The organism is Tabrizicola fusiformis (genome assembly GCF_013328815.1).
In the GTDB taxonomy this organism is placed as follows: Bacteria; Pseudomonadota; Alphaproteobacteria; order Rhodobacterales; family Rhodobacteraceae; genus Fuscibacter.
In genome coordinates this window covers 477,711-491,019 of record NZ_JABUHN010000001.1, presented here as the reverse complement: position 1 = coordinate 491,019, position 13,309 = coordinate 477,711, and the positions used below count along the sequence as shown (strand labels likewise).

Annotated in this window: 11 protein-coding genes; 7 read left to right on the top strand and 4 right to left on the bottom strand. The window is 65.7% G+C overall.

Annotated features, from left to right (window positions below; translation table 11 throughout):
- Positions 1–27 precede the first annotated feature (27 nt).
- The gene (locus HS053_RS02345; RefSeq protein ID WP_174209567.1) at positions 28–2,316 is read left to right on the top strand and encodes a glycosyl hydrolase family 28-related protein; all 2,289 of its coding nucleotides are present in this window, start codon (positions 28–30) and stop codon (positions 2,314–2,316) included.
- Between the two features lie 14 nt (positions 2,317–2,330).
- Here HS053_RS02345 and HS053_RS02340 read toward each other — a convergent pair whose 3' ends face one another.
- Entirely contained in the window at positions 2,331–2,819 is a 489-nt protein-coding gene (locus HS053_RS02340; protein WP_174209566.1) for a HugZ family pyridoxamine 5'-phosphate oxidase, read from the bottom strand.
- A 262-nt stretch (positions 2,820–3,081) separates the two neighbouring features.
- Between HS053_RS02340 and HS053_RS02335 the strand changes: the two genes are divergently transcribed.
- From HS053_RS02335 to HS053_RS02320, 4 genes are all read left to right on the top strand, one after another.
- Positions 3,082–3,855, top strand: coding sequence for a DUF1275 family protein (locus tag HS053_RS02335; protein ID WP_206677571.1), 774 nt, complete (start codon positions 3,082–3,084; stop codon positions 3,853–3,855).
- Between the two features lie 320 nt (positions 3,856–4,175).
- Positions 4,176–6,140, top strand: coding sequence for an acetate--CoA ligase (gene acs / locus HS053_RS02330; RefSeq protein ID WP_174209565.1), 1,965 nt, complete (start codon positions 4,176–4,178; stop codon positions 6,138–6,140).
- Positions 6,141–6,144: 4 nt separating this feature from the next.
- Positions 6,145–6,813, top strand: a complete 669-nt coding sequence (locus tag HS053_RS02325) for an adenylate kinase (RefSeq protein ID WP_174209564.1) — start codon at positions 6,145–6,147, stop codon at positions 6,811–6,813.
- A 130-nt stretch (positions 6,814–6,943) separates the two neighbouring features.
- Positions 6,944–8,815 carry an MFS transporter gene (locus tag HS053_RS02320; protein ID WP_194245481.1) on the top strand — a complete coding sequence of 624 codons (1,872 nt, stop codon included), beginning with the start codon at positions 6,944–6,946 and terminating at the stop codon, positions 8,813–8,815.
- 125 nt (positions 8,816–8,940) lie between these two features.
- Here HS053_RS02320 and HS053_RS02315 read toward each other — a convergent pair whose 3' ends face one another.
- Entirely contained in the window at positions 8,941–9,225 is a 285-nt protein-coding gene (locus HS053_RS02315) for a hypothetical protein (RefSeq protein WP_174209563.1), read from the bottom strand.
- 101 nt (positions 9,226–9,326) lie between these two features.
- The gene (gene truA / locus HS053_RS02310; protein ID WP_174209562.1) at positions 9,327–10,100 is read right to left on the bottom strand and encodes a tRNA pseudouridine(38-40) synthase TruA; all 774 of its coding nucleotides are present in this window, start codon (positions 10,098–10,100) and stop codon (positions 9,327–9,329) included.
- Between the two features lie 95 nt (positions 10,101–10,195).
- Between truA and HS053_RS02305 the strand changes: the two genes are divergently transcribed.
- Together HS053_RS02305 and HS053_RS02300 are read left to right on the top strand one after the other, a co-directional pair.
- Positions 10,196–11,599 (top strand): YcjX family GTP-binding protein, encoded by a 1,404-nt coding sequence (locus HS053_RS02305; protein WP_174209561.1) that lies wholly within the window; start codon positions 10,196–10,198, stop codon positions 11,597–11,599.
- Entirely contained in the window at positions 11,596–12,627 is a 1,032-nt protein-coding gene (locus HS053_RS02300; protein WP_347233282.1) for a YcjF family protein, read from the top strand. Before HS053_RS02305 ends, HS053_RS02300 begins: the two co-directional genes overlap by 4 nt.
- Here the strand turns inward: HS053_RS02300 and HS053_RS02295 are convergent, their stop codons facing one another.
- Positions 12,628–13,308, bottom strand: a complete 681-nt coding sequence (locus HS053_RS02295; protein WP_174209560.1) for a fumarylacetoacetate hydrolase family protein — start codon at positions 13,306–13,308, stop codon at positions 12,628–12,630.
- Between the last annotated feature and the right edge of the window lies 1 nt (position 13,309).

Genomic DNA, 13,309 nt, shown 5'->3' with positions numbered 1-13,309 from the left:
TGGGGCTTGGAAACGGCGAGGTTGCAGATGAACAAGGCGATTACCCAGGGTCTGGTGCTTATGCCGCCGGCCTTTTCGGCAGGGCTGGCGCTGTGGTCGCGCGAAGATGGCCTCCCCGGACAGGGCTCTTACGCGGGCCAGCCGAATGCGGCCTATGTGCCGGCGGATGCCGATTTCGCGGGCTGTCTGGAGTTGCAAAAGATCTCTGCCACGCAAAAGCTGCGCTGTTTTCAGCAGATTCCGTTTCAGCCGGGCCTCTATCTGCGCATCACCGCCCGGGTGAAGGCGGTCAGCGGCGCCCTGCCGGCGGTGGCGATTGCGGCATGGGCCGGCGACAGCAGCGGGGCCAATGTCACCACCGCCGATCAGGTGGGGCCGGAGGTGGCGCTGACCAGCTATGGCAGCGTGGTGACGGTAACGGCCATCGTCGGATCGGGCAACCGGCAGGGGGTGGACATGTCATGGGGCACGGCGCCGGCCTATGGCCATTTCGGGCTGAACCTGACCGGAGCGAATGGCGGTGTGGTGCGAATCGATGACATCACCATCGAAGATGTCACTTCGGTCTTTCATGCCGAGATGTTCAACTGGGTCGATGTGCGCGATTATGGCGCGGTGGGCGACGGGGTAACCGATGACCGCCCCGCCTTCGATGCCGCCGACAGTGCTGCGGCGGGCAAGACGGTGGTGGTCTCGCCCGGCACCTATTATCTGGCCAGCAACATGACCTTCGACAATCCGGTCAAGTTCGAGGGCACCATCACCATGCCCGCTGCCGCACGGCTGGCCTGCACGCGCAATTACGACCTTGATACCTATGCGGCGGCCTTTGGCAGCGAGCTTGCGGGTTTCAAGCGCGCGTTGCAGGTGCTGTTCTACTATACTGATCATGTCGAACTGAACCTGAACGGCCGCCGGATCGAGCTGACCGAGCCGATTGATGTGGCTGCCCTCTGCGGCCTGACGACCTTTCTGCAACGGCGGCTGGTGCGCAACGGGCAGTTGACGGTGGCCGCCGGGGCGGCATGGACCACCGCCTCGGTAACCGCCACCGCCACCTATTCCACCGCCCAGCCGACGCGGCTGACGGCAGTGGCCAATGTCGGCACCATCGAGGTGGGGTCGCGGATCAGTGGCAGCGGCGTGGGCCGCGAGGTTTATGTGACCGGGCGCAACATCGGCGCGGGCACGCTGGACATCAGCGCGCCTCTGGTCGGCGGGTCGGGCACGCGGCCCTATACCTTTGACCGCTATCGCTACATGCTGGATTTCTCAGGCTTTGCCGAGTTGGCCAAGTTCGAGCTTTCCGACATCGAGTTCCTCTGCGGCGGCACGGCCAGCGGCATTCTGCTCTCGGCCACCGGCAACACCTTTCGCGTGGCGGATTCGGTCTTCAACCGGCCGAAGGACCGGGGCCTGACCTCGTTCAATCAGGGCTGTCAGGGGCTTTTGCTGGACCATTGCCAGTTCCTGTCGAACGAACAGGACATCCGGGTGCAGGACCGCACGACGATCATGTTCAACATCAACCAGAACGACAGCAAGATCCGCAACTGCCGGGCGGTGAAATTCGCCACGACGGCGGTGATGCAGGGCACCGGGCACATGTTCGTCGGCAACCATTTCTTTCAGGGCGACGGCGAGCCTTCGGGCGTGCGGCGCGCGGGGATCGTGCTGACCACGCCGAACAGCAAGTCGATGATCACCGGAAATTACATCGACAATTGCTTTGTCGAGCTGACCAACGAACATGAGGCCGAGCCGAACTTCGGCTCGCAGTTCAGTTTCGGCGGGCTGACCATCACCGGCAACACCTTTACCGCGCAGGGGGTTGGCGCCTCATTCAGTTGGCTGGTGGTGACGCCGCGCGGCACGGGGCATTTCATCTCGGGCCTGTCGGTGACGGGCAATGTGTTCCGCGCCCGCGACGGCAATGCCGACCGCGCCGAGAAGGTGGATACGACCTATGCCACGCTGAACTATTTCAGCTTTCGCAACATCGTCTTTGAGTCGAATACCTATAACGGGGTCACGCAGGTCACCTCCAGCCCGCTGCATATCCAGCACAATCAGGCCACCGCAGCCGATACATGGGTGGTCGATGGCGGCGCCTATCTGCCGTTCGGGGCCCGCGCCCGCAATGTCACTGCGGTCGTGCTGGAGGGGGCGCCGACCAACACCGCCAATGCCGTGCAATGGGCGCAACCCTATGCGCTGGTCGAGCAGGGAACCGGCGGCAAGCTGGTGCATCTGAAATGGCCCGCCGCCGTGAAGGGGATCGCGCAGGTGACGATGCGCTGCGACAACCCCGTTTGAAGCCTGTGCCGGGGTCAGGCCCGCAGATCGGCCGCCTCGAACCGGAACGCCTTGCCGAACCCGCCGTTCAGCAGGGCGCCCAAAGGTTCAAGCAGGACAAAGGCGAAATCGGGGAAATCGACATAAAGGGCCGCCTTCGGGTGGCCCTTCAGCCAATGGGCACGCAGGGCGGGACGCGCGGGATCATCGGGCGCGATGAACTGCGCCCGGGCGCGAACCATCAGGCGCGGATGGGTCAGGGGATCGCCCTTGACCCCGACCTCACCCACCATCACCGCGCAGGCCGCCCGCGCCTTCAGCGCCGGTGAATGCGGCGCCAGACCCGAGATCAGCGTCATCGGCACGCCTTCGGGATCAAGGCCAAAGGCGATGCGGCTGATGCCCGGGGTGCCGTCCGCCTCAAGCCATGACAGGGCCGCATGATTGGCCGCCCGCAGCATGTCGCGGGCCTGGGCGCGGGCGGCATCATCGGCCGGCGCGACGGGATCGGGGCGGGTGGTCATTGCGGACTCCAGATAGTTGACAGAAACAGTCACCATCCCCAGCTAGCCGGTTTCGCGCGGCGATGCCAGCCACTTTGACGGCTGCGGCGGCGGGGGCGTTGACAAGCGGCCGGGGCAGAGGTCTTCTGGCCAAGCCGATATTTTCGCCCAAGTCTTTCCGCACATGACCCGTTTTGCCCCTTTGGGTGGATTGTCACCCCGACCGCAGCGGAGCTGACATGACCCGTTCCGAACCATCACCCGGCACGCCGGAGGGCCACCCGTGACCCTGCGGCAAAGCGTGCGCGGGCGGCTGGTTCACCCCGAGCGGTCCGAGGCAGAGGACCGCCAGCTTGCCGTGGTGCTGGCGGCGGTGGCGGGCGCGGCCAATGCGGGCGGGTTCTTTGCGCTGGGGCAGTATACCTCGCATATGACGGGGTATCTGGCGCAACTGGCCGACAATCTGGCGATCCTGAACCTGTGGATCAGCTTCGTCAGCCTGCTGGCGCTGGCGGCCTTCATCGCGGGGGCTGCCTTTTCGGCCATCCTGATCAATTGGGCACGCACCCGCCACAGCCAGCATCAATACGCCCTGCCCATCGCGGTGCAGGGCTGCTTTCTGATCTGCTTCTCCTGGGGCTGGATCTTTACCTCCGAAGCGGGGCGGCTGTTTTCGCTGGCCTGCCTGTGCTTTATCATGGGGATGCAGAATGCCACGATCACCAAACTGTCGGGCGCCCGCATCCGCACCACCCATGCAACGGGGATGGTGACCGATATCGGCATCGAACTGGGCCGGACGGTGTTCGGCACGCTGCAACCCGGCAGCGGGGTGCGGGCCGACCGCCGCAAACTGAGCATTCTGGTGTTGCAGGTGACCGGCTTTCTGGCCGGTGGCGTAGTGGGGGCCGTGGGCTATGGCGCCATGGGGTTCTATTTCTCGCTGCCGCTGGCGGCGGTGCTGCTGACCATCTCTGTTCCGGCGCTGCTGACGGGGGGCGCGGCACCGCCGCGCAAGACTGTCGAAAGACCGCCAGGCGATTCGCCCGCAGGGTGAGTAGACGGCCCCTTGCGCCATTGCCGCGACGCAGCGACATGACGCCGCGTCACGGCGCCGCGCGGGCGGCGCGGCACCGCTGCCCCAAGGGCCGATCACGGCCCCGATCACGCCCCTGTCATTTCATTGCCCTTTTTCGAAGGATTTACAGGCTTCACCGCTAACATTGTCAATATTTTTACAAGAAAATACTGATGATAAAAAGAGTTACACTTTCGTTTACAAAAGCGTTATCATGCCATGAAACGGGGGAGACTTGCGCGCCGCGCAGGCCGTGCAAAGGCGGTTCTGACAGCCGCTTTGGGATCGAGGAGGAACTTATGGCAGAAACGGGTCAGGCCACCGGCCTTTACAGCGCATCGGCGGATTTCGTCGCCCATGCCCATGTCAATGCCGAGCAATATGCGGCCAAATACGCCGCCTCGGTCAATGACCCCGAGGGGTTCTGGGCCGTCGAAGGCCAGCGGATCGACTGGATCAAGCCCTATACCAAGGTCAAAGACACCTCGTTCGAATTCGGCAATGTCTCGATCAAATGGTTCGAGGACGGCACGCTGAACGTTTCGGCCAACTGCATCGACCGCCACCTGATCGACCGCGCCAACCAGACCGCGATCATCTGGGAACCCGATGACCCCAAGACCCCGGCCCGCCACATCACCTATACCCAGCTTCTGGAAAACACCTGCCGCATGGCCAATGTGCTGAAGGCGCATGGCGTGACCAAGGGCGACCGGGTGGTGATCTATCTGCCGATGATCCCCGAAGCGGCCTATGCCATGCTGGCCTGTGCGCGGATCGGCGCCATCCATTCGATCGTCTTTGCGGGCTTCTCGCCCGACGCGCTGGCCAACCGGATCAACGATTCCGAAGCCAAGGTGGTGATCACCGCCGATTACGCCCCCCGTGGCGGCAAGAAGACCGCGCTCAAATCCAACACCGATGCCGCCCTCCTGCATTGTGACGACCGGGTGAAATGCCTTGTGGTCAAGCATACCGGCGACCAGACCACCTGGGTTGATGGCCGCGATTTCGACGTCAAGGCCGAGATGGCCGAAGCCCGCCCCTATTGCCCCTATGTCGAGGTGGGCGCCGAAGACCCGCTGTTCATTCTTTACACCTCGGGTTCCACCGGCAAGCCGAAGGGGGTGGTGCATACCTCGGGCGGCTATCTGGTTTATGCCGCGATGACGCAGCAGATCACCTTCGATTACCATGATGGCGACGTGTTCTGGTGCACGGCCGATGTGGGTTGGGTTACCGGCCATAGCTATATCGTCTATGGCCCGCTGGCCAATGGCGCGACCACCGTGATGTTTGAAGGCGTGCCGACCTTCCCCGACGCGGGCCGCTTCTGGGAAGTCTGCGCCAAGCATAAGGTCAATCAGTTCTACACCGCCCCGACCGCGATCCGCAGCCTGATGGGCCTTGGCGCCGAATGGGTGGAAAAGCACGACCTCTCCAGCCTGAAACTCCTGGGTTCGGTGGGCGAGCCGATCAACCCCGAGGCGTGGAACTGGTATAACACCCATGTCGGCAAGGGCCGCTGCCCCATCGTCGATACCTTCTGGCAGACGGAAACCGGCGGCCATCTGATCACCCCGCTGCCGGGTGCCGTGCCGCAAAAGCCCGGTTCGGCCACCCTGCCCTTCTTCGGCGTCAAGCCCATCGTGCTGGACCCGTCCAACGCGCAGGTGCAGGAAGCCACCGAAACCGATGGCGTGCTGTGCATCGCCGACAGCTGGCCGGGACAGATGCGCACCCTCTGGGGCGACCATCAACGCTTTGAAGAGGCGTATTTCGGCCAGTATCGCGGTTACTACTTCACCGGCGACGGCTGCCGCCGCGATGCGGATGGTTACTACTGGATCACCGGCCGCGTGGATGACGTGATCAACGTCTCCGGCCACCGGATGGGCACGGCGGAAGTGGAATCGGCGCTGGTCGCCCACCCGAAGGTCGCGGAAAGCGCCGTGGTCGGCTACCCCCACGACATCAAGGGACAGGGCATCTATGCCTACGTCACCCTGATGAACGGCGTGGAACCCACCGACGCCCTGCGCAAAGAACTTGAGGCTTGGGTTCGCACCGAAATCGGCCCGATTGCCAAGCCCGACCTGATCCAATGGGCCCCCGGCCTGCCCAAGACCCGCTCGGGCAAGATCATGCGCCGCATCCTGCGCAAGATCGCCGAGAACGACTATGGCGCGCTGGGCGATACCTCGACCCTCGCCGATCCGTCGGTGGTGGATGAGCTGATTGCCAACCGCATGAACCGGGGCTGAACCGATGACCGCACAAGCGCCCGTCCTGATCCTGCTTGGCCCCCCCGGGGCCGGCAAGGGCACGCAAGCCCGGATGCTGGAGGAAGATTTCGGTCTGGTCCAGCTTTCCACCGGCGACCTCTTGCGCGCCGCCGTGGCCGCAGGCACCGAAGCCGGCAAGCGTGCCAAGGCGGTGATGGAGGCCGGGCAACTGGTGTCGGACGAGATCGTTCTGGCGATCCTGAAAGACCGCATGGCGCAGCCGGATGTGGCCAAGGGTATCATCCTTGACGGTTTTCCGCGCACGGCGGGTCAGGCGGCGGCGCTGGATGCGCTGCTTGCGGCCACCGGGCAAAAGGTGACCGCCGCCATCAGCCTTGAGGTGGATGACGAGGCGATGGTGGGCCGGGTGTCCGGCCGCTACACCTGCGCTTGCGGCGAAGGCTACCATGACGAGTTCAAGCAACCCGCCGTGGCGGGGGTTTGCGACAAATGCGGCGGCTCCAGCTTCAAGCGCCGGGCCGACGACAATGCCGAAACGGTGCGCGAACGGCTGAAAGCCTATCACGCCCAGACGGCCCCGCTGATCGCCTATTACGATGGCAAGGGCGTGCTGGAAAAGCTCGACGCGATGGGTGCCATCGCCGAGATCCGCAGCAGCCTTGGCCGGATCGTGGCCGGCGTCGCGGCGTAAACGGAATGCCGCGCCCGGGCGTCAGGCCGGGCGGGGAGGGACGAGGGAGAGGCGCCCGAGATCAGGCCAAAGGCCGGACGAAGGCGCCGCAAGGGAACCGGCGAAGGCCGGGCAACACAGGGGAGGCCACATGGCTAACACATCCGCAGACGTGAGCGCACGCTCGCGCCCGATGACCGGGGAAGAGAAGAAGGTTATCCTTGCTTCGTCCGCCGGCACCATCTTTGAATGGTATGACTTCTACCTTTACGGCTCGCTGGCCGCGATCATCGGCGCGCAGTTCTTCACCTCGTTCCCCGAAGCCACGCGCAACGTCTTCGCGCTTCTGGCCTTCGCGGCGGGCTTCATCGTGCGCCCGTTCGGCGCGCTGGTGTTCGGGATGCTGGGCGACCTGATCGGCCGGAAGTATACCTTCCTTGCCACCATCCTGATCATGGGCGCCTCGACCTTCCTCGTCGGCCTGCTGCCCGGCTATGAAAGCTGGGGCATGGCCGCGCCGATCATCCTGATCGCGCTGCGGATGTTGCAGGGCCTCGCCCTCGGCGGCGAATACGGTGGTGCGGCGGTCTATGTGGCCGAACACGCGCCGCAGAACCAGCGCGGCTATTTCACCGCCTTCATCCAGACCACGGCCACGCTGGGTCTGCTGCTCTCGCTGGTCGTGATCCTGCTGGTGCAGGGCTATATCAACGGCAACTGGCCGGAAACCGAACTGGTGCAGAACGGCGTCGCCGTGCTGAACGCCGACGGCACCGCCAAGATGATCAAGGCTTTCGATCTCTGGGGCTGGCGCATTCCGTTCCTGGGCTCGATCTTCCTGCTGCTGATCTCGCTCTACATCCGTCTGCAGATGAACGAATCCCCCGCCTTCAAGAAGATGAAGGAAGAGGGCGCCCAGTCCAAGGCTCCGCTGCGTGAAGCCTTCGGTCAGTGGAAGAACGCCAAGATCGCGCTGATCGCGCTCTTCGGCCTGACCGCCGGTCAAGCGGTGGTCTGGTATTCGGGCCAGTTCTATGCGCTGTTCTTCATGCAGAACGTGATCAAGGTTGACAGCTTCTCGGCCAACGTCTTTGTGGCCTGGTCGCTGATCCTCGGCACCTATGGCTTCATCTTCTTCGGCCGTCTGTCCGACAAGATCGGCCGCAAGCCGATCATCCTTGCCGGCTGCCTGATCGGGGCGATCACCTTCTTCCCGGTGTTCAAGTTCCTGACCCAGACCGCCAACCCGGCGCTCTACAACGCCCAACTGACCGAAGTGACCGTGACCGCCGACCCGGCTGACTGCTCGTTCCAGTTCAACCCGACCGGCACTGTCAAGTTCACCAACTCCTGCGACATCGCCAAGGCCCTGCTGTCGAAGACCTCGGTGAATTCGACCACCGTCGCCGGCGAAGCGGGCAAGCCCGCCACCGTCAAGATCGGCGAAACCGTCATCGAATCCTATGACGGCGCAGCCAACTCCAAGGCGATTGCCGACGCGAAAGCCGCGCTGGAAACCGCCAAGGCCGGCACCGATCAGGCTGCCACCGACGCCGCACAAGCTGCGCTGGATGCCGCCAACGGCGTGAAGGCCGCCTTCGAGAAATCGGTGAACGAGGCGCTCAAGGCCGCCGGCTATCCGCTGGTTGCCGCCGACAACACCACCATCGCCAAGGCGTCGAACTTCATCGACATCTTCACCGCGCAGAAGCTGACGATCATCCTGACCCTGACCTACCTCATCATTCTGGTGACGATGGTTTACGGTCCGATCGCCGCCATGCTGGTGGAACTCTATCCGACCCGCATCCGCTACTCCGGTCTGTCGCTGCCCTACCACATCGGCAACGGCTGGTTCGGGGGCCTGCTGCCGGCAACCGCCTTCGCCATCTCGGCACAGTCGGGCAACATCTATGCGGGTCTCTGGTATGCGATCGTGGTCGCCCTGATGACCGTGGTGATCGGCACGATCTTCGTTCCGAACGGCACCCACAAGAAGAACATCTTCGCCGACAGCAACTGATCGGTCACAAGATGGAAGCAGAAGGGCCGGGGTGCCAACACCCCGGCCCTTTTCATTGGTCCGGCCCACCCATGGAAAAGCCGCCCGCGGAGGGTCCGGGGCGGCGTCTGCCTTGTCCGAAAAGATCAGCCGCGCAGGCGCCGATAGGCTTCCCATGCCGCCAGCGCGATGGCGAGCAGGATGACATTCGCCACCACCCCCACCGCCACCACCTGCCAGAGCGGCAGCGGCAAGCCCGCACGCTGCGCCGTGACCGGGATGATCACCGCCACGAACAGCGCCCCCGCCGCCAGCGGCAGCCAGACGCCCGTCGCCGCCCGCGTGCGCTGCATGGTCACGATCAGGGCAAGGAGAAGCCCGATGCGGAAAGGGTCGGCAAGCTGGCTGAGAAGAAGGTCGGACAGGGGCATGGGGCGCGGCTCCGGTTGTGCCCTTCCGGTGTAGCCCTTAGCCCGCCGCCGGTCCACCCGGTTGCATCGTCGCAGGGGGCTGTCTGCTCCCCCGCGCCGGATCAGCCGGCGAAAGGATCGGCCGGATAGCCGACCCCGCTCAGATACAGCCCCTGCGGCGGGCAGACCGGGCCGCAGGCGGCGCGGTCGCGGGCTGCAAGCGCCTCGGCCACCCGTTCGGGCGGCCAGGCCCCTGCCCCCACCCGCTCCAGCGTGCCGGTGATCGAGCGGACCTGATTGTGCAGGAACGACCGCGCCCGCAGAAACAGCCGGTATTCGATGCCGCCCGGATAGGGCAGTTCCTCGATGCTGATTTCATCCAGCGATTTCACCGGGCTTTTCGCCTGACAAAGCGTCGAGCGGAAGGTGGTGAAATCGTGGTGCCCGACCAGATACGCCGCGCCCTGCCGCATCGCGTCGATATCCAGCGGGTTCTGCACCTGCCAGACCCGGCCCCGGTCATGCGTGACCGGCGCGCGGCGGGCGATCAGCCGAAAGACATAACGCCGCTCGCGTGCCGAAAACCGGGCGTGGAAATCGTCCTCCACCTGCGCCACCGCCAGCACCGCAACCGGCGCCGGGCGCAGGTGATGGTTCAGCGCCTCGCCCAGACGGAACGGCGCCCAGTCGCGGGCAAGGTCGCAATGCGCCACCTGCCCCAGCGCATGGACCCCGGCATCGGTGCGCCCAGCGGCGGCGATGGTATGGGGGCCGGGCTCAAGCCGCGCCAGCGCCGCTTCGACAGCGCCCTGAACCGAGGCCAGCCCCTGCGCCTGCCGCTGCCATCCGGCAAAGGGGCCACCGTCATATTCGATCTTCAGCGCATATCTTGGCATGGCTCCGGGTTAGCCTGCCCGCCCGGCGCTGTCCATTCCCCCCTACCCTTTCCCGGCCCGGCTGCCTATCTTGAGGCGGTCAAAGGGGGCGCGCCTTGGTTTTCAATGCCATTACCGACGGGATCGGCCGCAGTCTGGGCGCACTTGGCGGCCCGGCATTCGAGCCGGTGATCCGGCTGGGTGTCACCGGACTGAGCCGGGCGGGCAAGACGGTGTTCATCACCGGCCTTGTCGCCAATCTCCTGGAACGGGGTCGGATGCCGCAATTGCGTGCCGCAACCGAAGGCCGGATCGAGGCGGTCTATCTGCAGCCGCAACCCGACGACACCCTGCCGCGCTTTGCCTATGAAGACCATCTGGCGGCGATGACCGGCGACAATCCGCGCTGGCCGCAATCGACCCGCGCCGTCAGCGAATTGCGCCTGTCGTTCCGCACGCGGTCCAAGGGCTTTTTCGGCGGCTTTGGCGGGCCGCGCACGTTGCATCTGGATATCGTCGATTATCCGGGGGAATGGCTTCTTGACCTCGCGCTGATGGACAAGAGCTTTGACGAATGGTCCGAGGCGACGCTGTCCCGGCTGGACCGCCGCCCCGAGGCGGCGGGGTTCATGGCCACCGCAAGGGCCGAGGATGGGGCGCTGCCGCTGGATGAGGGCAAGATTCAGAACCTTGCCGGCCTCTTCACCACCTATCTTCACACCGCCCGCGCCAAAGGCTGGTCCGATTGCACGCCGGGGCGGTTCCTTTTGCCGGGCGATCTTGCGGGAAGCCCGGTGCTGACCTTTGCGCCTCTACCCCGCCCGGCCCATACCCCGCGCGGCTGCCTCTGGCGCGAGATGGCGCGGCGCTATGAGGCCTATAAGGACCGCGTGGTGCGCCCCTTCTTCCGCGATCATTTCGCCAAGGTGGACCGGCAGATCGTGCTGGCCGATGTGCTGGGCGCCATCCATCACGGCCCCTGGGCGATCGAGGATCTGCGGCGCACGCTGGCCGAGGTGCTGACCGCCTTCCGCCCCGGGGTGAACGGCTGGCTTTCGGCGCTTCTGGGCGGCAAGCGGGTGGAAAAGATCCTGTTCGCCGCAACCAAGGCCGACCATCTGCACCACGAACAGCACCCTGCCCTGACCGCCATCACCGAGGCGCTTCTGCGCGAGGCGAAATCGCGCGCCGATTTTGCCGGGGCGGACACCATGGCCCTGTCGTTGGCCGGGCTGCGCTGCACGGTCGAAGACCGGCTGCCACAGGGCGGCGCCGATCTGCCGGCGGTGCGGGGGCGGCTGCTCGATACCGGCAAGCAGGCGGTGATGTATCCGGGCGAATTGCCTTCCGACCCGTTGCGCCTGCTGTCGCCCGCGCGCGAGGGGGCGGCGCAATGGCTGGATGCCGATTACGGGCTGATGGCCTTTGCCCCCGCCCGCGCCAGCCTTCGCCCCGGTGAAGGCCCGCCGCATATCCGGCTGGACCGGGCGGCGGAATTCCTGTTCGGAGACCGGCTGTGACCCTGCATCTGACTGACGAAAATCCCCGCCTGCGCGGCCCCGCCGTGGTCGAGCTTGATGACAGTGCCCCCGCCGACCCCGGTCTGGCCGAGGCGCCGCCCGATCCGATGCCGCAAGGCCGCGCTATGCAGACGGCGGCGGCGCTGACCACAAGACGCGGTTCGGCCCTTGGCCGGTTCGCGCGCTGGGTGTTCGGGGCGCTGTTCTCGCTGGTGATCTCGGTGGCGGCCTATGATTTCGTCACCCGGCTTTTCACGCAGAACACGGTGCTGGGCTGGCTGGCTTTCGGTCTTTTCGGGCTGGCGGTTCTGGTTCTGGCGCTGCTGGCGCTGCGCGAGGCGGCGGGATTCGCCCGCATGGCGCGGATTGACCGGCTGCGCGCCCGGGCCGAAGCGGCCCGCACCGCTGCCGATTTGCCCGCAGCGCGGGGGGTCAAGGCCGCAATTGCCGCGCTTTACGCCGGGCGGCCCGAGGCAAGCTGGGGCCTTGCCCGGGTGGAAGAGCGGGCGGGCGAGGTGATGGATGCCGATGCCCTGCTCGATCTGGTGGAAACCGAGGTGATGGCCCCCTTGGACCGCGCCGCGCTGGCCGAAGTCGAGGCGGCGGCGCGGCAGGTGGCCATGGTCACGGCGCTGGTGCCGATGGCGCTGGCCGATGTGGCGACGGCGCTTTATTCCAACCTGCGGATGATCCGGCGGCTGTCGGAAATCTACGGCGGGCGCTCATCGTCCCTTGGCAACCTGCGCCTGTTGCGGCGGGTCTTCACGGCGCTTCTGGGGGCCGGGGCCATGGCGCTGGCCGATGATCTGGTGGGCAGCTTTGCTTCGGGCGGGGTGCTGGGCCGGCTATCGCGGCGGTTTGGCGAAGGGGTGGTGAACGGCGCCCTGACCGCCCGTGTCGGTCTTGCCGCGATGGAGACCTGCCGCCCGCTGCCCTTTGCCGCGCTGGACAAGCCGGGCACCACGGCCACCACCAGCCGCGCTCTGGCCGGATTTCTCGCCCGCGCCAAGGCGGAAGAGCCGCGCTGATTACCGGAACGACACCGCAGCCGGAGCCAGCCCTTCGACCTCGACCACACAGGTCTGCCGCGCGGAAATCGGGCCCACCCCGGCAGGCGTGCCGGTAAAGATCAGATCGCCCGGTGCCAGTGTCACAAGCCGCGACAGATGGGCGATGATGCCCGCCACCGGCCAGATCATCTCGGACAGGTCGGCATCCTGCGTCACCCGCCCGTCCACACGGCAACGGATACGGCCCTGCGGCACCGCCGAACCGGGGCGGATCGCCCCCAGCACCGCCGAGGCGTCAAACCCCTTCGACATATCCCAAGGCCGCCGCGCGGCCTTGGCTTCGGCTTGCAAATCGCGTCGGGTCAGGTCATTGCCCGCCGCATAGCCCCAGACCAGCGACAGCGCCGCATCTGTGGGAACAAAGGCCCCCCCGGCACCCAGCGCCACCACCAGTTCCGCCTCGTGGTGCAGATCGGCGGTTGCCACCGGAAAGGGCAGAACCGCGCCGCTTTCCACCACGGCATCGGCGGGCTTGGTGAAGAAGAACGGCGGTTCGGCATCCGGGTTGCCGCCCATCTCGCGGGCATGTTCGGCATAATTGCGCCCGACACAGAAGATGCGGCGCACCGGAAAGCGGCGGCTGTCGCCGTCTACCGGAACCGAAACGACCGGCGGCGGCGGCAGAACATAATCCGGCATC

Coding starts and splice junctions, on each gene's coding strand:
- HS053_RS02345 (WP_174209567.1), top strand. CDS start 28: ATGAACAAGGCGATTACCCAGGGTCTGGTGCTTATGCCGCCGGCCTTT.
- HS053_RS02340 (WP_174209566.1), bottom strand. CDS start 2,819: ATGACCACCCGCCCCGATCCCGTCGCGCCGGCCGATGATGCCGCCCGC.
- acs (WP_174209565.1), top strand. CDS start 4,176: ATGGCAGAAACGGGTCAGGCCACCGGCCTTTACAGCGCATCGGCGGAT.
- HS053_RS02325 (WP_174209564.1), top strand. CDS start 6,145: ATGACCGCACAAGCGCCCGTCCTGATCCTGCTTGGCCCCCCCGGGGCC.
- HS053_RS02320 (WP_194245481.1), top strand. CDS start 6,944: ATGGCTAACACATCCGCAGACGTGAGCGCACGCTCGCGCCCGATGACC.
- HS053_RS02315 (WP_174209563.1), bottom strand. CDS start 9,225: ATGCCCCTGTCCGACCTTCTTCTCAGCCAGCTTGCCGACCCTTTCCGC.
- truA (WP_174209562.1), bottom strand. CDS start 10,100: ATGCCAAGATATGCGCTGAAGATCGAATATGACGGTGGCCCCTTTGCC.
- HS053_RS02295 (WP_174209560.1), bottom strand. CDS start 13,308: ATGCCGGATTATGTTCTGCCGCCGCCGCCGGTCGTTTCGGTTCCGGTA.